Origin of the sequence: Pseudomonas sp. MM227 (assembly GCF_947090715.1) — a bacterium.
Taxonomy (GTDB): Bacteria; Pseudomonadota; Gammaproteobacteria; order Pseudomonadales; family Pseudomonadaceae; genus Aquipseudomonas; species Aquipseudomonas baltica.
In genome coordinates this window covers 4,090,537-4,110,068 of record NZ_OX352319.1, presented here as the reverse complement: position 1 = coordinate 4,110,068, position 19,532 = coordinate 4,090,537, and the positions used below count along the sequence as shown (strand labels likewise).

Annotated in this window: 31 protein-coding genes and 1 pseudogene; all 32 read left to right on the top strand. The window is 55.9% G+C overall.

Annotated features, from left to right (window positions below; genetic code table 11):
• Nucleotides 1-19: 19 nt before the first annotated feature.
• The 32 genes and pseudogenes from fusA (at nucleotide 20) to bfr (ending at nucleotide 19,447) form a co-directional block, all read left to right on the top strand.
• Nucleotides 20-2,125 (top strand): elongation factor G, encoded by a 2,106-nt coding sequence (gene fusA, locus ONG87_RS18810; RefSeq protein WP_122475656.1) that lies wholly within the window; start codon nucleotides 20-22, stop codon nucleotides 2,123-2,125.
• A 30-nt stretch (nucleotides 2,126-2,155) separates the two neighbouring features.
• Nucleotides 2,156-3,349, top strand: coding sequence for an elongation factor Tu (gene tuf, locus ONG87_RS18805; protein WP_122475655.1), 1,194 nt, complete (start codon nucleotides 2,156-2,158; stop codon nucleotides 3,347-3,349).
• 141 nt (nucleotides 3,350-3,490) lie between these two features.
• Nucleotides 3,491-3,802 carry a 30S ribosomal protein S10 gene (gene rpsJ, locus ONG87_RS18800; protein ID WP_003186070.1) on the top strand — a complete coding sequence of 104 codons (312 nt, stop codon included), beginning with the start codon at nucleotides 3,491-3,493 and terminating at the stop codon, nucleotides 3,800-3,802.
• A gap of 81 nt (nucleotides 3,803-3,883) precedes the next feature.
• Entirely contained in the window at nucleotides 3,884-4,519 is a 636-nt protein-coding gene (gene rplC / locus ONG87_RS18795) for a 50S ribosomal protein L3 (RefSeq protein WP_043192521.1), read from the top strand.
• 12 nt (nucleotides 4,520-4,531) lie between these two features.
• The gene (gene rplD, locus ONG87_RS18790; protein WP_043192522.1) at nucleotides 4,532-5,134 is read left to right on the top strand and encodes a 50S ribosomal protein L4; all 603 of its coding nucleotides are present in this window, start codon (nucleotides 4,532-4,534) and stop codon (nucleotides 5,132-5,134) included.
• Nucleotides 5,131-5,430 (top strand): 50S ribosomal protein L23, encoded by a 300-nt coding sequence (gene rplW / locus ONG87_RS18785; RefSeq protein WP_002555488.1) that lies wholly within the window; start codon nucleotides 5,131-5,133, stop codon nucleotides 5,428-5,430. The genes rplD and rplW overlap by 4 nt, the downstream gene beginning before the upstream one ends.
• A gap of 14 nt (nucleotides 5,431-5,444) precedes the next feature.
• Nucleotides 5,445-6,269: a 50S ribosomal protein L2 gene (gene rplB / locus ONG87_RS18780; protein WP_122475653.1), complete on the top strand. Its 825-nt coding sequence runs from the start codon at nucleotides 5,445-5,447 to the stop codon at nucleotides 6,267-6,269.
• Between the two features lie 16 nt (nucleotides 6,270-6,285).
• Nucleotides 6,286-6,561: a 30S ribosomal protein S19 gene (rpsS, locus tag ONG87_RS18775; protein WP_002555486.1), complete on the top strand. Its 276-nt coding sequence runs from the start codon at nucleotides 6,286-6,288 to the stop codon at nucleotides 6,559-6,561.
• An 11-nt stretch (nucleotides 6,562-6,572) separates the two neighbouring features.
• Complete coding sequence (rplV, locus tag ONG87_RS18770; protein WP_003103908.1) at nucleotides 6,573-6,905, top strand: 50S ribosomal protein L22; 333 nt, start codon at nucleotides 6,573-6,575, stop codon at nucleotides 6,903-6,905.
• Between the two features lie 13 nt (nucleotides 6,906-6,918).
• Nucleotides 6,919-7,605, top strand: a complete 687-nt coding sequence (rpsC, locus tag ONG87_RS18765; RefSeq protein ID WP_003176422.1) for a 30S ribosomal protein S3 — start codon at nucleotides 6,919-6,921, stop codon at nucleotides 7,603-7,605.
• A 12-nt stretch (nucleotides 7,606-7,617) separates the two neighbouring features.
• Nucleotides 7,618-8,031 carry a 50S ribosomal protein L16 gene (gene rplP, locus ONG87_RS18760; protein WP_122475651.1) on the top strand — a complete coding sequence of 138 codons (414 nt, stop codon included), beginning with the start codon at nucleotides 7,618-7,620 and terminating at the stop codon, nucleotides 8,029-8,031.
• Entirely contained in the window at nucleotides 8,031-8,222 is a 192-nt protein-coding gene (gene rpmC / locus ONG87_RS18755) for a 50S ribosomal protein L29 (protein WP_002555481.1), read from the top strand. The genes rplP and rpmC overlap by 1 nt, the downstream gene beginning before the upstream one ends.
• 2 nt (nucleotides 8,223-8,224) lie before the next feature.
• Entirely contained in the window at nucleotides 8,225-8,491 is a 267-nt protein-coding gene (gene rpsQ / locus ONG87_RS18750; RefSeq protein ID WP_043192528.1) for a 30S ribosomal protein S17, read from the top strand.
• A gap of 23 nt (nucleotides 8,492-8,514) precedes the next feature.
• Nucleotides 8,515-8,883 (top strand): 50S ribosomal protein L14, encoded by a 369-nt coding sequence (gene rplN / locus ONG87_RS18745; RefSeq protein ID WP_003243907.1) that lies wholly within the window; start codon nucleotides 8,515-8,517, stop codon nucleotides 8,881-8,883.
• A gap of 11 nt (nucleotides 8,884-8,894) precedes the next feature.
• Nucleotides 8,895-9,209 (top strand): 50S ribosomal protein L24, encoded by a 315-nt coding sequence (gene rplX, locus ONG87_RS18740; protein ID WP_049860773.1) that lies wholly within the window; start codon nucleotides 8,895-8,897, stop codon nucleotides 9,207-9,209.
• A 20-nt stretch (nucleotides 9,210-9,229) separates the two neighbouring features.
• A complete protein-coding gene (gene rplE, locus ONG87_RS18735; RefSeq protein WP_122475649.1) occupies nucleotides 9,230-9,769 on the top strand; it encodes a 50S ribosomal protein L5 in 540 nt (179 codons plus the stop codon).
• 13 nt (nucleotides 9,770-9,782) lie between these two features.
• Nucleotides 9,783-10,088 (top strand): 30S ribosomal protein S14, encoded by a 306-nt coding sequence (rpsN, locus tag ONG87_RS18730; RefSeq protein WP_122475647.1) that lies wholly within the window; start codon nucleotides 9,783-9,785, stop codon nucleotides 10,086-10,088.
• Nucleotides 10,089-10,300: 212 nt separating this feature from the next.
• On the top strand, nucleotides 10,301-10,693 hold the full coding sequence (gene rpsH, locus ONG87_RS18725) for a 30S ribosomal protein S8 (RefSeq protein WP_122475645.1): 393 nt from the start codon (nucleotides 10,301-10,303) through the stop codon (nucleotides 10,691-10,693).
• 12 nt (nucleotides 10,694-10,705) lie between these two features.
• The gene (gene rplF / locus ONG87_RS18720; RefSeq protein ID WP_122475643.1) at nucleotides 10,706-11,239 is read left to right on the top strand and encodes a 50S ribosomal protein L6; all 534 of its coding nucleotides are present in this window, start codon (nucleotides 10,706-10,708) and stop codon (nucleotides 11,237-11,239) included.
• Nucleotides 11,240-11,249: 10 nt separating this feature from the next.
• Nucleotides 11,250-11,600 carry a 50S ribosomal protein L18 gene (gene rplR, locus ONG87_RS18715; RefSeq protein WP_043192536.1) on the top strand — a complete coding sequence of 117 codons (351 nt, stop codon included), beginning with the start codon at nucleotides 11,250-11,252 and terminating at the stop codon, nucleotides 11,598-11,600.
• 3 nt (nucleotides 11,601-11,603) lie between these two features.
• A complete protein-coding gene (rpsE, locus tag ONG87_RS18710; protein WP_043192537.1) occupies nucleotides 11,604-12,104 on the top strand; it encodes a 30S ribosomal protein S5 in 501 nt (166 codons plus the stop codon).
• A gap of 2 nt (nucleotides 12,105-12,106) precedes the next feature.
• Nucleotides 12,107-12,283, top strand: coding sequence for a 50S ribosomal protein L30 (rpmD, locus tag ONG87_RS18705; RefSeq protein ID WP_003176408.1), 177 nt, complete (start codon nucleotides 12,107-12,109; stop codon nucleotides 12,281-12,283).
• Between the two features lie 3 nt (nucleotides 12,284-12,286).
• Nucleotides 12,287-12,721, top strand: a complete 435-nt coding sequence (gene rplO / locus ONG87_RS18700; RefSeq protein WP_122475641.1) for a 50S ribosomal protein L15 — start codon at nucleotides 12,287-12,289, stop codon at nucleotides 12,719-12,721.
• Nucleotides 12,722-14,053 carry a preprotein translocase subunit SecY gene (gene secY / locus ONG87_RS18695; RefSeq protein WP_043192540.1) on the top strand — a complete coding sequence of 444 codons (1,332 nt, stop codon included), beginning with the start codon at nucleotides 12,722-12,724 and terminating at the stop codon, nucleotides 14,051-14,053.
• Nucleotides 14,054-14,081: 28 nt separating this feature from the next.
• A complete protein-coding gene (rpmJ, locus tag ONG87_RS18690; protein ID WP_002555468.1) occupies nucleotides 14,082-14,198 on the top strand; it encodes a 50S ribosomal protein L36 in 117 nt (38 codons plus the stop codon).
• A 129-nt stretch (nucleotides 14,199-14,327) separates the two neighbouring features.
• Complete coding sequence (rpsM, locus tag ONG87_RS18685) at nucleotides 14,328-14,684, top strand: 30S ribosomal protein S13 (RefSeq protein WP_043192541.1); 357 nt, start codon at nucleotides 14,328-14,330, stop codon at nucleotides 14,682-14,684.
• A gap of 30 nt (nucleotides 14,685-14,714) precedes the next feature.
• Nucleotides 14,715-15,104 carry a 30S ribosomal protein S11 gene (gene rpsK / locus ONG87_RS18680; protein ID WP_002555466.1) on the top strand — a complete coding sequence of 130 codons (390 nt, stop codon included), beginning with the start codon at nucleotides 14,715-14,717 and terminating at the stop codon, nucleotides 15,102-15,104.
• A gap of 18 nt (nucleotides 15,105-15,122) precedes the next feature.
• Entirely contained in the window at nucleotides 15,123-15,743 is a 621-nt protein-coding gene (rpsD, locus tag ONG87_RS18675; RefSeq protein WP_043192542.1) for a 30S ribosomal protein S4, read from the top strand.
• A gap of 22 nt (nucleotides 15,744-15,765) precedes the next feature.
• A complete protein-coding gene (rpoA, locus tag ONG87_RS18670) occupies nucleotides 15,766-16,767 on the top strand; it encodes a DNA-directed RNA polymerase subunit alpha (protein ID WP_007924176.1) in 1,002 nt (333 codons plus the stop codon).
• 42 nt (nucleotides 16,768-16,809) lie between these two features.
• The gene (gene rplQ, locus ONG87_RS18665; RefSeq protein WP_122475639.1) at nucleotides 16,810-17,196 is read left to right on the top strand and encodes a 50S ribosomal protein L17; all 387 of its coding nucleotides are present in this window, start codon (nucleotides 16,810-16,812) and stop codon (nucleotides 17,194-17,196) included.
• A 182-nt stretch (nucleotides 17,197-17,378) separates the two neighbouring features.
• Nucleotides 17,379-18,828: pseudogene (locus ONG87_RS18660) on the top strand (catalase).
• A gap of 154 nt (nucleotides 18,829-18,982) precedes the next feature.
• Complete coding sequence (bfr, locus tag ONG87_RS18655) at nucleotides 18,983-19,447, top strand: bacterioferritin (protein ID WP_122475635.1); 465 nt, start codon at nucleotides 18,983-18,985, stop codon at nucleotides 19,445-19,447.
• Nucleotides 19,448-19,532: the final 85 nt, after the last annotated feature.

Below are 19,532 nucleotides of genomic sequence, written 5' to 3'. Positions count from 1 at the left end.
CTAATTTTGCGAGGGCTTTATGGCTCGTACTACACCGATTAACCGCTACCGTAACATTGGTATCGTTGCTCACGTGGACGCTGGTAAAACCACGACCACCGAGCGCGTCCTTTTTTACACCGGCAAAAGCCACAAAATGGGCGAGGTGCATGACGGCGCCGCGACCACAGACTGGATGGTTCAGGAGCAGGAGCGTGGTATTACCATCACTTCTGCTGCTATCACCGCCTTCTGGAAGGGCTCCGAGAAGCAGTACAAGGACGAGCATCGCTTCAACGTCATCGATACCCCGGGCCACGTAGACTTCACCATTGAAGTTGAGCGTTCCCTGCGCGTACTCGACGGCGCTGTCGTTGTGTTCTGTGGTACCTCGGGTGTAGAGCCTCAGTCGGAAACCGTATGGCGTCAAGCCAACAAGTACGGCGTTCCTCGTCTTGTTTACGTAAACAAGATGGACCGTGCTGGCGCGAACTTCCTGCGCGTGATCGGTCAGATCAAGCAGCGTTTGGGTCACACTCCTGTGCCTATCCAGCTGGCTATCGGTTCCGAAGACAATTTCCAGGGCCAGATCGATCTGTTGGCCATGGAAGCTGTGTACTGGAACGATGCTGACAAAGGCATGGTTCCTGTTCGCAAGCCTATCCCTGCCGAGCTGCAGGAACTGGCTGACGAATGGCGCAACAATATGGTCGAAGCTGCGGCTGAAGCCAACGAAGAGCTGATGAACAAGTACCTCGAAGGTGAAGAACTCACCAACGACGAAATCAAGGCTGCTCTGCGTCAGCGTACCATCGCTGGCGAGATCGTCTTGGCTGTTTGCGGTTCCTCGTTCAAGAACAAGGGCGTTCCCCTGGTTCTCGATGCTGTGATCGACTACCTGCCGGCTCCGGTCGATATTCCTGCCATCAAGGGTACTGACCCGGATGACGAGACCATCGAGCTGGAGCGTCATGCAGACGACGCAGAACCGTTTTCCGCTCTGGCATTCAAAATTGCCACTGACCCATTCGTGGGTACCCTGACCTTCGTCCGTGTTTACTCGGGCGTGTTGAACTCCGGCGACGGCGTGATCAACTCGGTCAAGGGCAAGAAAGAGCGCGTGGGTCGTATGGTGCAGATGCACGCCAACGCCCGCGAAGAGATCAAGGAAGTACGCGCTGGCGACATCGCGGCCTTGATCGGCATGAAGGACGTCACCACTGGTGAAACCTTGTGCAACGGTGACAAGCCGATCATCCTCGTTCGCATGGACTTCCCAGAGCCGGTTATTTCGGTTGCCGTAGAGCCCAAGACCAAGGATGACCAGGAAAAAATGGGTATCGCTCTGGGCAAGCTTGCTCAGGAAGATCCATCTTTCCGCGTTAAAACCGATGAAGAGACTGGTCAGACGATCATCTCCGGCATGGGCGAGCTGCACCTGGACATCCTGGTTGACCGGATGCGCCGTGAGTTCAACGTCGAAGCCAACATCGGTAAGCCTCAGGTTTCCTATCGTGAGCGCATCACGAAGAACTGTGAAATCGAAGGCAAGTTCGTTCGTCAGTCCGGCGGTCGTGGTCAGTTTGGTCACTGCTGGATCCGTTTTGCCCCTGCTGACGAAGGTCAGGAAGGTCTGCAATTCGTGAACGAAGTCGTCGGTGGTGTGGTTCCCAAGGAATACATCCCGGCGATTCAGAAGGGTATCGAAGAGCAGATGAAGAACGGTGTTGTTGCCGGCTATCCGCTGATCGGCCTGAAAGCGACCGTTTTCGACGGTTCCTACCACGACGTCGACTCCAACGAGATGGCGTTCAAGGTCGCTGCCTCCATGGCAACCAAGCAACTGGCCCAGAAGGGCGGTGGTGAGTTGCTTGAGCCGATCATGGCGGTAGAAGTTGTTACACCTGAAGACTACATGGGTGATGTCATGGGCGACCTTAACCGTCGTCGCGGCATGATCTTGGGTATGGAAGATACGGTTTCCGGCAAAGTGATTCGCGCCGAGGTTCCGTTGGGTGAGATGTTCGGTTATGCGACCGACGTTCGCTCCATGTCCCAGGGTCGCGCAAGCTACTCTATGGAATTCAAAAAATACAACACAGCTCCGGCGCACATCGCTGAAACTGTATCCAAAAAACAAGGCTGATTCAGTCCTTTAGGCAAGGAGTTAATTGTCGTGGCTAAAGAAAAATTTGATCGTTCCCTACCGCACGTCAACGTTGGCACCATTGGTCACGTTGACCACGGTAAAACCACTCTGACTGCTGCTCTGACTCGCGTTTGCTCCGAAGTTTTCGGTTCCGCAATCGTCGACTTCGACAAGATCGACAGCGCTCCAGAAGAAAAAGCTCGTGGTATCACCATCAACACCGCGCACGTTGAATACAACTCGCTGATCCGTCACTACGCTCACGTTGACTGCCCAGGTCACGCTGACTATGTGAAGAACATGATCACCGGTGCTGCCCAGATGGACGGCGCGATTCTGGTTTGCTCGGCCGCTGATGGTCCGATGCCACAAACCCGTGAGCACATCCTGCTGTCCCGCCAGGTTGGCGTTCCGTACATCGTGGTTTACCTGAACAAGGCCGACCTGGTAGACGACGCCGAGCTGCTGGAACTGGTAGAGATGGAAGTTCGTGACCTGCTGTCGACCTACGACTTCCCAGGCGACGACACTCCGATCATCATCGGTTCGGCTCGTATGGCGCTGGAAGGCAAAGACGACAACGAAATGGGCACCAGCTCCGTTCGTAAACTGGTTGAGACTCTGGACAGCTACATCCCAGATCCAGTCCGTGTCATCGACAAGCCATTCCTGATGCCAATCGAAGACGTGTTCTCGATCTCCGGTCGCGGTACCGTTGTTACCGGTCGTATCGAGCGCGGCATCGTCAAGGTTCAGGATTCGCTGGAAATCGTAGGTCTGCGTGACACCACCGTCACCACCTGCACCGGCGTTGAAATGTTCCGCAAGCTGCTGGACGAAGGTCGTGCTGGCGAGAACTGCGGCGTGCTGCTGCGCGGCACCAAGCGTGACGACGTCGAGCGTGGCCAGGTTCTGGTCAAGCCGGGTTCGGTCAAGCCGCACACCAAGTTCGAAGCTGAAGTCTACGTGCTGAGCAAGGAAGAAGGCGGTCGTCACACTCCGTTCTTCAAAGGCTACCGTCCACAGTTCTACTTCCGGACCACTGACGTGACCGGTAACTGCGAACTGCCGGAAGGCGTTGAAATGGTAATGCCAGGCGACAACATCAAAATGGTTGTCACCCTGATCAAGACCATCGCAATGGAAGACGGTCTGCGTTTCGCTATCCGTGAAGGCGGTCGTACCGTCGGCGCTGGCGTCGTAGCCAAAATCATCGAGTAATCGTTGATCGTTTGAAAAGGCCCCCGCTTAGCGGGGGCTTTTTTATTGGGTTGACACTCGATGGGCGCGTCTATAGAATTGCGCCTCCTTTTAACGGGTGCATTGCGCCCGGTGGGAACAGCAGCCGGAGTCTGAAATCCAATGCAAAATCAGCAAATCCGTATCAGGTTGAAGGCTTTTGACCATCGCCTGATCGACCAATCCACCCAGGAAATCGTGGAAACCGCGAAACGTACTGGTGCTCAGGTGCGTGGTCCAATTCCACTTCCTACCCGTAAAGAGCGGTTCACCGTTCTGGTTTCCCCGCACGTCAACAAAGACGCGCGCGACCAGTACGAGATCCGCACTCATAAGCGTGTTCTGGACATCGTCCAGCCAACGGACAAAACCGTTGACGCGCTGATGAAGCTTGATCTTGCGGCAGGTGTGGAAGTGCAGATCAGCCTCGGCTAAGACTTGGGTCTTAGTCGTGTAACGCTCTGAAATGGGCGGCCATAGCGGGTGAAAGCCCCGTACACTCATGAGGTTTACAACATGACTATTGGTGTAGTCGGTCGTAAATGCGGTATGACCCGTATTTTCACCGAAGAAGGTGTCTCCATTCCGGTCACGGTCATTGAGATCGAGCCGAATCGCGTCACCCAGTTTAAAACTGAAGAAACTGATGGCTATCGTGCAGTGCAAGTCACTGTCGGCGAGCGTCGTGCTTCGCGTGTGACTGCTGCTCAAGCAGGTCACTTCGCCAAGGCGAACGTTGCTGCCGGTCGTGGCGTCTGGGAATTCCGCCTTGCAGAAGGCGAATACCAGGCTGGCGACTTGATCAATGCTGAACTCTTCGCAGCGGGCCAACTGGTAGATGTTACCGGTCAGTCCAAAGGTAAAGGCTTTGCCGGTACCATCAAGCGTTGGAACTTCCGCGGTCAAGACAACACACACGGTAACTCCGTTTCCCACCGCGTCCCTGGCTCCATCGGCCAGTGCCAGACTCCTGGCCGTGTATTCAAGGGCAAAAAAATGTCCGGTCATATGGGCGCTGAGCGCGTGACCGTGCAGTCCCTGGAAGTTGTGCGCGTCGACGCTGAACGCAATCTGCTGCTCGTCAAGGGTGCTGTTCCTGGCGCAACCGGCGGCAACCTGGTTGTGCGTCCGGCAGCCAAGGCTCGCGGTTAAGGGGAAGCGAAAATGCAATTAAATGTAAATGACGCTCAGGCGATCGAAGTTTCCGAACTGACCTTCGGCGGCGAGTTCAACGAGACGCTGGTGCACCAGGCAGTCGTGGCCTACATGGCTGGCGGTCGTCAGGGCAGCAAGCAGCAAAAGACCCGTTCCGACGTTCGTGGTGGCGGTAAGCGCCCTTGGCGTCAGAAAGGTACTGGCCGTGCTCGTGCCGGTACTATCCGTAGCCCTATCTGGCGTGGCGGTGGTACCACTTTCGCAGCTCGTCCTCAGGATCACACCCAGAAGCTAAACAAGAAGATGTATCGCGCAGCACTGCGCTCCATCCTTGCTGAGCTGGTGCGTACCGACCGTCTGGTCGTGGTTCAGGACTTCGCTGTCGAAGCACCGAAAACCAAAGACCTGCTGGGCAAGCTGAATGGCATGGGCCTTACCGACGTTCTGATCGTATCGGACTCCGTCGACGAGAACCTGTACCTGGCTGCTCGCAACCTGCCGCACGTCGATGTACGTGACGTCCAAGGTTCCGACCCAGTTAGTCTGATCGCATACGACAAGGTGTTGATCACCGTGTCGGCCGTGAAGAAATTCGAGGAGCTGCTGGGATGAACCAGGAACGCGTATTTAAAGTTCTGCTTGGCCCGCACGTTTCCGAGAAGGCTACGGTTCTGGCAGACAAGAAAGGTCAGTTCGTTTTCAAGGTTGCTACCGACGCAACCAAGCTGGAAATCAAGAAGGCCGTCGAAAGCCTGTTCAGCGTGAAAGTAGAGCGTGTTACTACCCTGAACGTACTGGGTAAAAGCAAGCGCACTGCTCGCGGTCTGGGCAAGCGTAATGACTGGAAGAAGGCAGTTATCTCCCTTCAGCCAGGCCAAGATCTCGATTTCAGCAGCAGTGCTGAGTAAGGAAGGGGTGCATCATGGCAATCGTTAAATGCAAACCGACTTCCCCTGGCCGCCGTTTCGTGGTCAAGGTGGTCAACCAGGAGCTGCATAAAGGCGCTCCTCACGCACCGCTGCTCGAGAAAAAATCGAAGACTGGTGGTCGTAACAACAATGGCCGCATTACCACCCGTCACATCGGTGGTGGTCACAAGCAGCATTACCGCATGATCGACTTCCGTCGCAACGACAAGGATGGCATCACTGCCACCGTCGAGCGCATTGAATACGATCCTAACCGTACTGCTCACATTGCTCTGGTTCTGTACGCAGACGGCGAGCGTCGCTACATCCTCGCACCGAAAGGCGTGAGCGCTGGCGACCAGCTGATTGCAGGTGCTCTGGCACCGATCAAGCCAGGCAACTCGCTGCAGCTGCGCAACATCCCGGTCGGTAGCACCATCCACGGCATCGAATTGAAGCCTGGCAAAGGTGCTCAGATCGCTCGCTCCGCTGGTGCTTCGGCTCAGCTGATCGCTCGTGAAGGTGTCTACGTGACCCTGCGCCTGCGTTCGGGCGAAATGCGCAAAGTGCTGTCCGAGTGCCGCGCAACGCTGGGTGAAGTCTCGAACTCCGAGCACAGCCTGCGTTCGCTGGGTAAAGCCGGTGCCAAACGCTGGCGTGGCGTTCGCCCAACCGTTCGTGGTGTTGCCATGAACCCGGTTGACCACCCACATGGTGGTGGTGAAGGTCGTACCTCCGGTGGTCGTCATCCGGTATCGCCATGGGGCTTCCCGACTAAGGGCGCGAAGACTCGTGGTAATAAGCGTACCGACAAAATGATCGTCCGTCGTCGCAAGTAAATAGAGGGATACGACAGTGCCACGTTCTCTGAAAAAAGGTCCTTTTATTGATCTTCACCTACTGAAGAAGATCGAAGTGGCGGCGGAAAAGAACGATCGCAAACCAGTTAAGACCTGGTCGCGTCGTTCGATGATCCTGCCACAAATGGTCGGTCTGACCATCGCAGTACACAACGGTCGCCAACACGTCCCCGTTCTCGTGAACGAAGACATGGTCGGCCACAAACTGGGCGAGTTCGCCGGTACCCGCACATATCGTGGGCACGTGGCTGACAAGAAAGCCAAGCGTTAAGGGGTAAGGAAATGGAAGTAGCCGCTAAGTTGTCGGGCGCTCGAATCTCCGCCCAGAAAGCCCGCTTGGTCGCCGACCAGATCCGCGGGAAGAAGGTGGGCGAAGCGCTCAACCTGCTGGCTTTTAGCAGTAAAAAAGCCGCGGAAATCATGAAGAAAGTGCTGGAGTCGGCCGTAGCCAACGCCGAGCACAACGAAGGCGCAGACGTTGATGACCTGAAGGTCAGCACCGTTTTCGTCAACGAAGGGCGTTCGCTGAAGCGCATCATGCCTCGTGCCAAAGGCCGGGCTGATCGCATCGTCAAGCGGTCTTGCCATATCACTGTCAAGGTTGCTGACAAGTAACGGAGTCGATCAGATGGGTCAGAAAGTACATCCCATTGGCATTCGCCTGGGAATCGTCAAGGAGCACACCTCCGTCTGGTACGCAGACGGTCGGACTTATGCGGACTACTTGTTCGCAGATCTGAAGGTGCGTGAGTATCTCCAAGACAAACTAAAAAGCGCGTCCGTAAGCCGTATCGATATCCATCGTCCGGCCCAAACTGCACGTATCACCATCCACACCGCTCGTCCTGGTATCGTTATCGGGAAGAAAGGTGAAGATGTTGAGAAACTGCGCCAGGACCTGACCAAGCAAATGGGTGTGCCTGTGCACATCAATATCGAAGAGATCCGCAAGCCGGAGCTCGACGGTATGCTGGTTGCGCAGAGCGTAGCTCAGCAGCTGGAGCGTCGTGTGATGTTCCGTCGCGCCATGAAGCGCGCCGTACAGAACGCCATGCGCATTGGTGCCAAAGGCATCAAGATCCAAGTGAGCGGTCGTCTCGGCGGTGCTGAAATCGCACGTACTGAATGGTATCGCGAAGGTCGTGTGCCCTTGCACACCCTGCGTGCCGACATCGACTATGCCAACTACGAAGCTCACACCACTTACGGTGTGATCGGTGTGAAGGTTTGGATTTTCAAAGGCGAAGTAATTGGTGGTCGCCAAGAAGAACTGAAACCACAAGCACCTGCGCCTCGTAAAAAAGCTGCTAAGTAAGGGGTACGCCAAATGTTGCAACCTAAGCGTACGAAGTTCCGCAAGCAGATGACTGGCCACAACCGTGGTCTGGCTCAGCGCGGTAGCAAAGTCAGCTTCGGCGAGTATGCGCTGAAGTCTGTAGCTCGTGGTCGTCTCACCGCTCGTCAGATCGAGTCAGCGCGTCGTGCCCTGACCCGTCACGTTAAACGTGGCGGCAAGATCTGGATCCGTGTATTCCCGGACAAGCCTATCTCCAAAAAGCCCCTCGAAGTTCGTATGGGTAAAGGTAAGGGTAACGTGGAATATTGGGTTGCCCAGATTCAGCCAGGCAAAGTCCTGTATGAAATCGAGGGTGTTTCCGAAGAGCTGGCGCGTGAGGCTTTCGCCTTGGCGGCTGCAAAGCTGCCTCTCGCCACCTCCTTTGTTAAGCGGACGGTGATGTGATGAAAGCGAATGAACTTCGTGAAAAATCAGCACAGCAACTGAACGAGCAACTGCTCGGCTTGCTGCGCGACCAGTTCAATCTGCGCATGCAGAAAGCAACTGGCCAGTTGGGGCAGTCTCACCTGCTCTCGCAAGTGAAGCGCGACATCGCTCGCGTGAAAACTGTGCTCAACCAGCAGGCAGGTAAGTGATCATGGCTGAAGCCGAAAAAACCGTCCGTACGCTGACTGGCCGTGTGGTCAGCGACAAGATGGACAAAACCATCACCGTATTGATCGAGCGTCGCGTAAAGCACCCGATCTACGGTAAATACGTTAAGCGTTCGACTAAGCTGCACGCTCACGACGAAACCAATCAGTGCAAGATCGGCGACAAGGTCACTATTCGTGAAACCCGTCCGCTGGCCAAGACCAAGTCCTGGGCACTGGTTGACGTTCTCGAACGCGCTGTTGAAGTCTAAGGGCTAGGGGTCGGAGAAATTCTATGATTCAGACTCAATCCATGCTCGATGTGGCCGATAACAGCGGCGCTCGTCGCGTCATGTGCATCAAGGTACTGGGCGGCTCGCACCGCCGGTACGCTGGCATCGGCGACATCATCAAGGTGACCGTGAAGGAAGCAATTCCTCGTGGCAAGGTGAAGAAAGGTCAAGTGATGACTGCTGTTGTAGTCCGCACTCGTCACGGCGTTCGTCGTGCTGACGGCTCCATCATCCGCTTCGATGGCAACGCTGCTGTTCTGTTGAACAACAAGCAAGAGCCAATCGGCACCCGTATCTTTGGGCCAGTGACCCGTGAGCTTCGTTCCGAGAAGTTCATGAAGATCGTCTCGCTCGCCCCAGAAGTGCTGTAAGGAGATCCGACATGCAAAAGATTCGTCGTGACGACGAGATCATCGTGATCGCCGGCAAAGACAAAGGCAAGCGCGGTAAGGTGCTCAAGGTTCTCGCTGACGACCGTCTGGTCGTTGGTGGGGTCAACCTGGTGAAGCGTCATACCAAGCCTAACCCGATGTCGGGCGTACAAGGCGGTATCGTCGAGAAAGAAGCGCCTCTGCACGCTTCCAACGTCGCCATCTTCAATGGCGAAACCAACAAGGCTGACCGCGTTGGTTTCAAAGTAGAAGAAGGCAAAAAAATTCGTGTCTTCAAGTCGACCCAAAAAGCGGTTGATGCTTGAACACTGCTAGGTAGAAGACCATGGCACGACTGAAAGAGATTTACCGGAAGGAAATCGCTCCCAAGCTTAAGGAAGAACTCAAGCTTGCGAACGTGATGGAAGTTCCGCGCGTTACCAAGATCACCCTGAACATGGGTCTGGGCGAAGCGATCGGCGACAAGAAAGTCATCGAGCACGCTGTAGCCGACATCGAAAAGATCTGCGGCCAGAAAGCCGTTGTGACCTTCGCACGCAAATCCATCGCGGGCTTCAAAGTCCGTGAGGGTTGGCCGATCGGTGTCAAGGTGACCTTGCGTCGCGACAAGATGTACGAATTCCTGGACCGCCTGCTGGCGATCTCCCTGCCTCGGGTACGCGACTTCCGCGGCCTGAATGCCAAGTCCTTCGACGGTCGTGGCAACTACAGCATGGGCGTGAAAGAGCAGATCATTTTCCCGGAAATCGATTACGACAAGATCGATGCTCTGCGCGGTCTGGACATTACCCTGACCACCACTGCTCGTTCGGATGAAGAAGGTCGCGCCTTGCTGCGTGCCTTCAACTTCCCGTTCCGCAACTGATTGGAGTAGGAAAATGGCCAAGAAGAGCATGAAGAACCGTGAGCTGAAGCGTCAGCTGACGGTAGCTAAATACGCCAAGAAGCGTGCTGAGCTCAAAGCAATCATCGTCAATCTGAACGCAAGTGAAGAAGAGCGCTGGAACGCTTCCGTAGCCCTGCAGAAGCAGCCACGTGATGCGAGCGCTGCTCGCATGCGTAACCGCTGCCGCCTGACTGGTCGTCCACATGGCGTGTACCGCAAGTTCGGCCTCGGCCGTAACATGCTGCGCCAGGCCGCCATGCGCGGTGACGTACCAGGTCTGGTCAAGGCCAGCTGGTAAGTCGGACCGACGAGATGCCTGCGCTCGATTGAGCAATCAACCGACCGCCGGTGTCACGGCGACTGAATCAAGCCCCTCATGGGGCTTGATTCATTTCTGCCGTACGTCTAGAATTGCCGGCTCGCCTGAGCCCGGGTTTTTGGACCGGATCAAACGCTCGGCGACGTTGTAGCCGCAAGGCTAATTATTTTTGTATCAGGAGCGTCTAGCCCATGAGTATGCAGGACCCGTTAGCGGACATGCTAACTCGAATCCGTAATGCCCAGATGGCTGAAAAGCCCGTCGTAAGCATGCCATCTTCCACGTTGAAGGTAGCTGTGGCCAAAGTTCTGAAGGACGAAGGTTACATCGCGGGTTTTCAGGTAAGCAGCGAAGCAAAACCGTCGCTTTCCATCGAGCTGAAATACTTCGAAGGCCGTCCGGTCATCGAGGAAGTCAAGCGCGTAAGTCGTCCAGGCCTGCGTCAGTACAAATCCGTTGATGACCTGCCGAAAGTTCGTGGCGGTCTCGGCGTATCCATCGTCTCCACCAATAAAGGTGTGATGACGGATCGTGCTGCGCGCGCTGCCGGTGTCGGCGGCGAAGTACTCTGCACAGTGTTCTAAGGGGGGATAAGCATGTCTCGCGTCGCTAAGAACCCCGTTAAGCTGCCAGCTGGTGTCGAAGTAAAATTCGCCGGCCAACAGCTTTCGGTGAAGGGTGCCAAGGGCACTCTGGAACTGAACGTTCACTCGTCGGTTGAAGTCGTTGAAGAGGCTGGCGAACTGCGTTTCGCTGCCAAGAACGGCGATCAGCAGACCCGTGCAATGGCCGGTACCACTCGCGCTTTGGTCAACAACATGGTCCAGGGCGTAAGCCAAGGCTTCGAGCGCAAGCTCCAGCTGGTCGGTGTTGGCTATAAAGCACAAGCAAAAGGCACAGTGCTGAACCTGTCGCTGGGCTTCTCTCATCCGGTGGATTACGAGTTGCCGCAAGGCATCACCGCTGAGACTCCTAGCCAGACCGATATCCTGATCAAGGGCATCGACAAGCAGCTGGTGGGTCAAGTGGCCGCTGAAATCCGCGATTTCCGTCCGCCAGAGCCTTACAAAGGCAAAGGTGTACGTTACGCAGACGAAGTCGTCCGCCGTAAAGAAGCCAAGAAGAAGTAGGGCATAGCAAATGACCGACAAAAAAGTTACTCGACTGCGTCGCGCTCGCAAGGCACGCCTGAAAATGCACGAACTCGAAGTCGTGCGTCTCTGCGTGTTCCGCTCTTCGCAGCACATCTATGCCCAGGTCATCTCGGCCGACGGCAGCAAGGTCTTGGCAAGTGCCTCGACTTTGGACAAAGAATTGCGTGATGGTGCCACTGGCAACATTGACGCGGCCACTAAGGTTGGCCAGCTGGTCGCTTCGCGTGCTAAGGCCGCTGGCGTCTCGCAGGTGGCTTTCGACCGCTCTGGCTTCAAGTACCACGGTCGCGTCAAAGCGCTGGCCGATGGCGCTCGTGAAGCTGGGCTGGAGTTCTAAGTTATGTCAAATAACGACCAAAAGCGCGACGAAGGCTACATCGAGAAGCTGGTTCAAGTTAACCGCGTTGCCAAGACCGTCAAAGGCGGCCGTATCTTCACCTTCACCGCGTTGACCGTGGTAGGTGATGGCAAGGGCCGTGTTGGCTTCGGCCGTGGCAAGTCTCGTGAAGTGCCTGCTGCAATCCAGAAAGCTATGGAAGCAGCTCGTCGCAACATGATTCAAGTGGACCTGAACGGGACCACCTTGCAGTACGCCATGAAGTCCGCTCACGGCGCTTCGAAGGTGTACATGCAGCCTGCTTCGGAAGGTACCGGTATCATCGCTGGCGGCGCAATGCGTGCCGTTCTCGAAGTGGCTGGTGTCCAGAACGTTCTGGCCAAGTGCTACGGCTCGACCAACCCCGTCAACGTGGTTCACGCTACGTTCAAGGGTCTGAAAGCCATGCAGTCCCCGTCGTCCATCGCCGCCAAGCGCGGTCTGAACGTTGAGGAGATCATCTGATCATGGCTACTGTAAAAGTTACGCTGATCAAAAGCATGACCGGCCGTATCCCTAACCACAAATTGTGCGTTAAGGGTCTGGGTCTGCGTCGCATCGGTCACACTGTAGAAGTCCAGGATACTCCCGAGAATCGCGGGATGATCAACAAGGCCTACTACATGCTTCGCGTAGAGGGTTAATCGATGAAACTCAATGATCTGAGTCCAGCTCCCGGTTCGCGTCGCGAAAAGCATCGCCCGGGTCGTGGTATCGGTAGTGGTTTGGGCAAGACCGGTGGCCGTGGCCACAAAGGTCAGACCTCCCGCTCCGGTGGCACCATCGCTCCAGGCTTCGAAGGCGGTCAACAGCCGCTGCACCGTCGCTTGCCGAAGTTCGGTTTCGTTTCCCTGAAAGCCATGGACCGCGCAGAAGTGCGTCTGTCCGAGCTGGCCCGAGTGGAAGGCGACATCGTCTCCGTGCAGTCCCTGAAGGATGCCAACGTGATCAACCAGAACGTACAGCGTGTGAAAATCATGCTGTCGGGCGAAGTGACTCGCGCTGTGACCATCAAGGGAATCGCCGCCACCAAAGGTGCGCGTGCGGCTATCGAAGCAGCTGGCGGCAAGTTCGAGGAATAAATGGCTAAGCAAGGTGCTCTCTCAGCGCTAGGCAAGGGCGGTATGTCTGAACTCTGGGCTCGTCTGCGTTTTCTGTTCCTGGCGATCATCGTCTACAGAATTGGCGCACACATCCCGGTTCCAGGTATCAACCCGGACCGACTCGCAGACCTGTTTCGACAGAATGAGGGGACCATTCTTAGCTTGTTCAACATGTTTTCCGGTGGCGCGCTGGAACGGATGAGCATCTTTGCACTGGGGATCATGCCGTACATTTCGGCATCGATCATCATGCAGCTGATGACCGCCGTGAGCCCGCAACTGGAGCAGTTGAAGAAGGAAGGGGAAGCTGGCCGTCGCAAGATCAGCCAGTACACCCGCTATGGCACCGTCATCCTGGCCTTGGTGCAGGCGATCGGCATGTCGATCGGCTTGGCCAATCAGGGTGTGGCGTTCACTGCAAGCTTCAGCTTCTACTTCGTGGCGGTCTCCACTTTCGTGGCGGGCGCGATGTTCATGATGTGGCTGGGTGAGCAGATCACTGAGCGTGGTGTGGGTAACGGTATCTCGATGTTGATCTTCGCGGGTATCGTTGCTGGTCTTCCGAGAGCGATCGGGCAGTCTTTCGAGTCTGCGCGTCAGGGCGATATCAACATCTTCGCGCTGGTTGCGATCGGTCTGCTGGCGGTAGCGATTATCGGTTTCGTGGTGTTCATCGAGCGTGGTCAGCGGCGAATAGCCGTTCACTATGCCAAGCGTCAGCAAGGCCGCAAGGTTTTCGCTGCGCAGACGAGCCACTTGCCGCTGAAAGTGAACATGGCCGGTGTGATTCCTGCCATTTTCGCGAGCAGCATCTTGCTGTTCCCGGCTTCGCTGGGCTCCTGGTTCGGTCAGTCCGAAGGTATGGGCTGGTTGCAGGACGTCTCGCAGTCGATCGCTCCTGGTCAGCCGTTGAACATTCTGCTGTTTAGTGCAGGGATCATTTTCTTCTGCTTCTTCTATACGGCGTTGATGTTCAATCCGAAAGACGTGGCGGAAAACCTGAAGAAGTCCGGTGCCTTTATTCCGGGTATTCGTCCAGGCGAGCAGTCGGCGCGCTACATTGATGGCGTTCTGACCCGTTTGACCATGTTCGGTGCCCTGTACATGATGTGCGTCTGCTTGCTTCCACAGTTCCTGGTGGTGGCTGCAAACGTTCCGTTCTACCTTGGCGGGACCTCGTTGCTGATTGTGGTAGTGGTTGTGATGGACTTTATGTCCCAAGTACAATCGCACCTCGTTTCGCACCAGTACGAATCCCTGATGAAGAAAGCCAACCTGAAAGGCTACGGTGGCAGCGGTCTGCTGCGCTGACAGTCCCTTAAGGTTCGAGGAGTTGGCAATGAAAGTTCGTGCATCGGTGAAAAAGCTGTGCCGTAACTGCAAAATCATTCGTCGCGAAGGCGTCGTTCGAGTCATTTGCAGCGCAGAGCCGCGTCACAAACAGCGCCAAGGCTGACTGTGATGTGCTACAAGCCCGGCAGCTAGTGCGCTGCCGGGTTGATTATTTGTTATTACAGCGATATTATCTCGCGCCCTATTTCTTGGCTTCCGGGGCGTAGGTAGCTGTCAATTGGAGTCCCACTGAATGGCCCGTATTGCAGGCGTTAACATTCCAGATAACAAGCACACTGTTATCTCGCTGACCTACATCTATGGTGTTGGTCGCACTACTGCACAGAAAATCTGTGCAGACACTGGGGTCAACCCAGCCGCACGGATCAAGGATCTGAGCGACGAGCAGATTGAACAGCTGCGTGGCGAAGTGGCGAAGTTCACCACCGAAGGTGATCTGCGCCGCGAAATCAACATGAAAATCAAGCGCTTGATGGATCTGGGCTGCTATCGCGGTCTTCGTCATCGTCGTGGTCTGCCAGTACGCGGTCAGCGTACCAAGACCAACGCGCGTACCCGTAAAGGTCCGCGTAAGCCGATCCGCAAGTAATCGCACCAGCGAATCGACAGGAATCTAGTCATGGCAAAACCTGCTGCTCGTCCTCGTAAGAAAGTCAAAAAGACAGTGGTTGATGGCATCGCCCACATCCACGCGTCTTTCAACAACACCATCGTGACCATTACCGATCGTCAAGGTAACGCCCTGTCCTGGGCCACCTCAGGCGGTTCGGGTTTCCGCGGTTCACGCAAGTCCACCCCGTTCGCTGCCCAGGTGGCTGCAGAGCGTGCTGGTCAAGCTGCGCTGGAATATGGCCTGAAGAACCTCGACGTCAACGTCAAGGGTCCAGGTCCAGGTCGTGAGTCCGCTGTCCGTGCATTGAACGGCTGTGGCTATAAGATCGCCAGCATCACCGACGTGACGCCAATCCCGCATAACGGGTGCCGTCCGCCGAAGAAGCGCCGCGTGTAATTCAGGAGACGATAGATAATGGCTCGTTACATTGGTCCAAAATGCAAACTGGCTCGTCGTGAAGGCACTGACCTGTTCCTGAAAAGCGGCGTTCGCGCCCTGGAATCGAAGTGCAATATCGAAGCAGCCCCAGGTATCCACGGTCAGCGCCGTGGCCGCCAGTCCGACTACGGCACCCAGCTGCGTGAAAAGCAGAAAGTCCGTCGTATCTATGGCGTTCTCGAGCGTCAGTTCAGCGGTTACTACAAGGAAGCTGCCGGCAAGAAAGGCGCAACCGGCGAGAACCTGCTGCAACTGCTCGAATGCCGTCTGGACAACGTCGTATACCGTATGGGCTTCGGCTCGACTCGTGCCGAATCCCGTCAGTTGGTATCGCACAAGTCGGTCAGCGTAAACGGCAAGACCGTTAACGTTCCGTCCTACCAGGTTCGTGCTGGTGACGTGGTCGCGATTCGCGAGAAAGCTAAAAACCAGCTTCGCATTGTCCAAGCTCTCGATCTGTGTGCCCAACGTGGCCGCGTAGAATGGGTAGAAGTAGACACTGAGAAGAAGTCGGGCGTTTTCAAGAACGTTCCTGCTCGCAGTGATCTGTCCGCCGACATCAACGAAAGCCTGATTGTCGAGCTCTACTCCAAGTAAGGGCTAGAAAATAGGTGCATCCATGCAGATTTCGGTAAATGAGTTCCTGACGCCCCGCCATATTGATGTGCAGGTCGTCAGTCCAACCCGCGCCAAAATCACCCTCGAGCCTCTCGAGCGTGGTTTCGGCCATACCCTGGGCAACGCGCTGCGACGCATCCTGTTGTCCTCAATGCCCGGCTGCGCAGTAGTCGAGGCCGAGATTGACGGTGTACTCCATGAGTACAGCGCCATCGAAGGTGTACAGGAAGACGTCATTGAAATCCTGTTGAACCTGAAAGGCCTGGCTATCAAGCTGCACGGTCGTGACGAAGTTACGCTGACCTTGTCGAAAAAGGGTTCGGGGGTGGTTACCGCTGCCGATATTCAGCTGGATCATGATGTCGAGATCGTTAATCCCGATCACGTAATCGCTAACCTGGCGTCTAACGGCGCCCTGAACATGAAGCTCGTCGTAGCTCGTGGTCGTGGTTATGAACCGGCCGACTCGCGTCAAAGCGATGAAGACGAAAGCCGCAGCATTGGTCGCTTGCAGCTCGACTCTTCGTTCAGCCCGGTACGCCGTATCGCATACGTGGTGGAAAACGCCCGTGTCGAGCAGCGCACTAACCTGGACAAGCTGGTTATTGATCTGGAAACCAACGGTACCCTGGATCCTGAAGAGGCCATCCGTCGCGCTGCAACCATTCTGCAACAGCAGTTGGCTGCGTTCGTCGATCTCAAAGGTGACAGTGAGCCTGTGGTAATCGAGCAGGAAGACGAGATCGATCCGATCCTGCTTCGCCCGGTTGACGATCTGGAACTGACTGTACGTTCGGCTAACTGCCTTAAGGCGGAAAACATTTACTACATCGGCGACCTGATTCAGCGTACCGAAGTAGAACTGTTGAAGACTCCGAACCTGGGCAAGAAATCCTTGACCGAAATCAAGGACGTTCTGGCCTCCCGCGGTCTGTCCCTCGGCATGCGCCTCGACAACTGGCCGCCTGCAAGTCTTAAGAAGGACGACAAGGCGACTGCCTGATCGTCGTAATCACCGAACGTTGTGTTTGGTAAGGAATGAACCATGCGTCATCGTAAAAGTGGACGTCACCTGAGCCGTACCAGCTCGCACCGCAAGGCCATGTTTCAGAACATGGCGGTGTCGCTGTTCGAGCACGAGCTGATCAAGACTACCCTGCCAAAAGCCAAGGAACTGCGCCGCGTTGCCGAGCCGCTGATCACCCTGGCCAAGGTAGACAGCGTTGCAAACCGCCGTCTTGCTTTCGACCGTACTCGTTCGAAAGAAATGGTTGGTAAGCTGTTCAACGATCTGGGCAAGCGCTATGCCACCCGTCAGGGCGGTTACCTGCGTATCCTCAAGTGCGGCTTCCGTACTGGCGATAACGCACCTATGGCGTACGTCGAGCTGGTTGATCGTCCTGTTGGTGGCTCGGTTGAAGCTGCTGAATAAGACGAACAGTCTGTTCATGAAAAACCGGGCTTAGGTCCGGTTTTTTTATGCCTGCTAATTAGTCAAAATCTATCAGGCAAAGAAGATTTGCCCATTAGTCGAATGAGGGTGTTTTTTGGATACTTGCTCCAAGCCGCTGAAGTCGGCGCCTACACAGCAAGCCTTACCAAGGAACATCGTCCATGAGCCAGAGCAAGATCCTCACCACCGCCAGCGGCGCGCCGGTCGCCGACAATCAGAATTCCCGTTCTGCGGGGCCGCGTGGTCCCTTGCTGCTGGACGATTTCCATCTGATCGAGAAGCTTGCGCATTTCAACCGCGAGAATATTCCCGAGCGTCGTGTTCATGCAAAGGGCTCAGGCGCATACGGCACCTTTACGGTAACCCGTGACATCTTGGAATACTCCAGTGCCAAGCTGTTCAGTACCGTAGGCAAGCAGACCGAAACCTTCCTGCGATTTTCCACAGTGGGTGGCGAGCGCGGCTCAGCCGATACCGAGCGCGATCCGCGCGGGTTTCGCCCTCAAGTTCTACACCGAGGAAGGCAACTGGGACATCGTTGGCAACAACACGCCTGTGTTTTTCATTCGCGACCCGATGAAGTTTCCCGATTTCATCCACACCCAGAAGCGTTTGCCTCAAAGCAACCTGAAGAGCGCGCAGATGATGTGGGACTTCTGGTCCCATTCGCCCGAAGCGTTGCACCAGGTGACCATTCTGTTCTCGGACCGCGGCATTCCGGACGGATATCGTCACATGCACGGCTTCGGTAGCCACACCTATAGCTTGATCAATGCCAAGGGTGAGCGTCACTGGGTCAAGTGGCACTACAAGACGGCTCAGGGCATCAAGAACCTTGCTCCAGCCGACGCGGCGCGTATCGCCGGCACCGACCCGGATTACGCACAGCGCGATCTGTTCGATGCAATCGAGCGTGGGGATTTCCCCAAGTGGCGGGTATGCATGCAGATCATGAGTGAGGATCAGGCGAACCTTCATTACGAAAACCCGTTCGACGTGACCAAGACCTGGTCGCAGAAGGAGTTTCCGTTGATCGAAGTGGGCATGCTGGAACTGAACCGCAATCCGCTGAACTATTTTGCCGAAGTAGAGCAGGCGACCTTTGGCCCGAGCAACATGGTGCCCGGCGTAGGCCTGTCGCCCGACCGCATGCTGCAAGGCCGTGTGTTCGCCTATGCCGATGCCCACCGCTATCGCGTCGGGACCAATCATCAGCAGTTGCCGGTGAACGCACCCCGCAGCCCGGTTCACTCGTACCAGCGCGACGGTTCGATGGCCTTTGGCAGCAATGGCGGTGCTGCTCCTAACTACGAGCCCAACAGCTACACCGATGCACCAAAGCAGGCGCCTCAGTATCGCGAGCCGGCCTTGGCCTTGCACGGTGATGCTGATCGCTTCGATCATCGCGTGGATGCGGATTACTACAGCCAGGCCGGCGCTCTTTTTCGTTTGATGAATGCCGAGCAGCAGACTCTGCTCATCGACAACATCGCTGGCGCGATGATGGGTGTCAGCGCGGATGTGGTGGAGCGCCAGTTGCAGCACTTCTACCGTGCGGACGAAGCCTACGGTAATGGGATCGCCAAGGCATTGGGCATCCAACTGGGCTGAACCTAAGTGATAAGAAGAACCGCCCTCATCTGGGCGGTTTTTCGCTTTATTTCGTCACATTTTCTCTGCTTTTTAGCGTATTTCTGCACCGCGGGCCGTGACGTATCCGCGACCTTGGTTCAAACTATGCCTTTCTGCTAGGAGATATACGGCGATGCAAGGCCACCCGGACGTAATCGATTACCTCAATACTTTGCTCACAGGCGAGCTGGCTGCCCGTGATCAGTATTTCATCCACTCGCGGATGTACGAGGACTGGGGCTTCGCCAAGCTCTTCGAGCGCATCAATCATGAGATGGAAGAAGAAGCAGGTCATGCCGACGCCTTGATGCGTCGCATCCTGATGCTCGAAGGCACGCCGCGCATGCGTCCGGACGACCTTGAAGTCGGTACGGATGTCCCGAGCATGATCGCTGCCGATCTGCGTCTGGAATACAAGGTGCGTGCGGCCTTGTGCAAGGGTATCGAGTTGTGCGAACGACACAGCGACTTCGTGACTCGCGACATACTGCGGGTGCAGTTGGCGGATACCGAGGAAGATCATACGTACTGGCTGGAGAAGCAGCAGGGTTTGATCAAGTCCATTGGCTTGGAGAATTACCTGCAGTCGCAGTTCTGATCTCATCGTAGCAGTGGTTCAAGGCCAGGCAGGATGCACGGTGATTCTGCAGGGTTATGGTGCTGGCCGATGACGCGGCTTGCGC

What these genes read in the sequence shown, in the direction of transcription:
- rplV (WP_003103908.1), top strand. Translation starts at nt 6,573, where the DNA reads ATGGAAGTAGCCGCTAAGTTGTCGGGCGCTCGAATCTCCGCCCAGAAA.
- rpsC (WP_003176422.1), top strand. Translation starts at nt 6,919, where the DNA reads ATGGGTCAGAAAGTACATCCCATTGGCATTCGCCTGGGAATCGTCAAG.
- rpsJ (WP_003186070.1), top strand. Translation starts at nt 3,491, where the DNA reads ATGCAAAATCAGCAAATCCGTATCAGGTTGAAGGCTTTTGACCATCGC.
- rpmJ (WP_002555468.1), top strand. Translation starts at nt 14,082, where the DNA reads ATGAAAGTTCGTGCATCGGTGAAAAAGCTGTGCCGTAACTGCAAAATC.
- rpsD (WP_043192542.1), top strand. Translation starts at nt 15,123, where the DNA reads ATGGCTCGTTACATTGGTCCAAAATGCAAACTGGCTCGTCGTGAAGGC.
- rplX (WP_049860773.1), top strand. Translation starts at nt 8,895, where the DNA reads ATGCAAAAGATTCGTCGTGACGACGAGATCATCGTGATCGCCGGCAAA.
- rpmD (WP_003176408.1), top strand. Translation starts at nt 12,107, where the DNA reads ATGGCTACTGTAAAAGTTACGCTGATCAAAAGCATGACCGGCCGTATC.
- rplP (WP_122475651.1), top strand. Translation starts at nt 7,618, where the DNA reads ATGTTGCAACCTAAGCGTACGAAGTTCCGCAAGCAGATGACTGGCCAC.
- rpsQ (WP_043192528.1), top strand. Translation starts at nt 8,225, where the DNA reads ATGGCTGAAGCCGAAAAAACCGTCCGTACGCTGACTGGCCGTGTGGTC.
- rplR (WP_043192536.1), top strand. Translation starts at nt 11,250, where the DNA reads ATGACCGACAAAAAAGTTACTCGACTGCGTCGCGCTCGCAAGGCACGC.
- rplQ (WP_122475639.1), top strand. Translation starts at nt 16,810, where the DNA reads ATGCGTCATCGTAAAAGTGGACGTCACCTGAGCCGTACCAGCTCGCAC.
- secY (WP_043192540.1), top strand. Translation starts at nt 12,722, where the DNA reads ATGGCTAAGCAAGGTGCTCTCTCAGCGCTAGGCAAGGGCGGTATGTCT.
- rpsM (WP_043192541.1), top strand. Translation starts at nt 14,328, where the DNA reads ATGGCCCGTATTGCAGGCGTTAACATTCCAGATAACAAGCACACTGTT.
- rpsE (WP_043192537.1), top strand. Translation starts at nt 11,604, where the DNA reads ATGTCAAATAACGACCAAAAGCGCGACGAAGGCTACATCGAGAAGCTG.
- rplW (WP_002555488.1), top strand. Translation starts at nt 5,131, where the DNA reads ATGAACCAGGAACGCGTATTTAAAGTTCTGCTTGGCCCGCACGTTTCC.
- bfr (WP_122475635.1), top strand. Translation starts at nt 18,983, where the DNA reads ATGCAAGGCCACCCGGACGTAATCGATTACCTCAATACTTTGCTCACA.
- rpsK (WP_002555466.1), top strand. Translation starts at nt 14,715, where the DNA reads ATGGCAAAACCTGCTGCTCGTCCTCGTAAGAAAGTCAAAAAGACAGTG.
- rplE (WP_122475649.1), top strand. Translation starts at nt 9,230, where the DNA reads ATGGCACGACTGAAAGAGATTTACCGGAAGGAAATCGCTCCCAAGCTT.
- rplC (WP_043192521.1), top strand. Translation starts at nt 3,884, where the DNA reads ATGACTATTGGTGTAGTCGGTCGTAAATGCGGTATGACCCGTATTTTC.
- rplD (WP_043192522.1), top strand. Translation starts at nt 4,532, where the DNA reads ATGCAATTAAATGTAAATGACGCTCAGGCGATCGAAGTTTCCGAACTG.
- rplF (WP_122475643.1), top strand. Translation starts at nt 10,706, where the DNA reads ATGTCTCGCGTCGCTAAGAACCCCGTTAAGCTGCCAGCTGGTGTCGAA.
- rpsH (WP_122475645.1), top strand. Translation starts at nt 10,301, where the DNA reads ATGAGTATGCAGGACCCGTTAGCGGACATGCTAACTCGAATCCGTAAT.
- fusA (WP_122475656.1), top strand. Translation starts at nt 20, where the DNA reads ATGGCTCGTACTACACCGATTAACCGCTACCGTAACATTGGTATCGTT.
- rplB (WP_122475653.1), top strand. Translation starts at nt 5,445, where the DNA reads ATGGCAATCGTTAAATGCAAACCGACTTCCCCTGGCCGCCGTTTCGTG.
- rplO (WP_122475641.1), top strand. Translation starts at nt 12,287, where the DNA reads ATGAAACTCAATGATCTGAGTCCAGCTCCCGGTTCGCGTCGCGAAAAG.
- rpsN (WP_122475647.1), top strand. Translation starts at nt 9,783, where the DNA reads ATGGCCAAGAAGAGCATGAAGAACCGTGAGCTGAAGCGTCAGCTGACG.
- rpmC (WP_002555481.1), top strand. Translation starts at nt 8,031, where the DNA reads ATGAAAGCGAATGAACTTCGTGAAAAATCAGCACAGCAACTGAACGAG.
- rplN (WP_003243907.1), top strand. Translation starts at nt 8,515, where the DNA reads ATGATTCAGACTCAATCCATGCTCGATGTGGCCGATAACAGCGGCGCT.
- rpoA (WP_007924176.1), top strand. Translation starts at nt 15,766, where the DNA reads ATGCAGATTTCGGTAAATGAGTTCCTGACGCCCCGCCATATTGATGTG.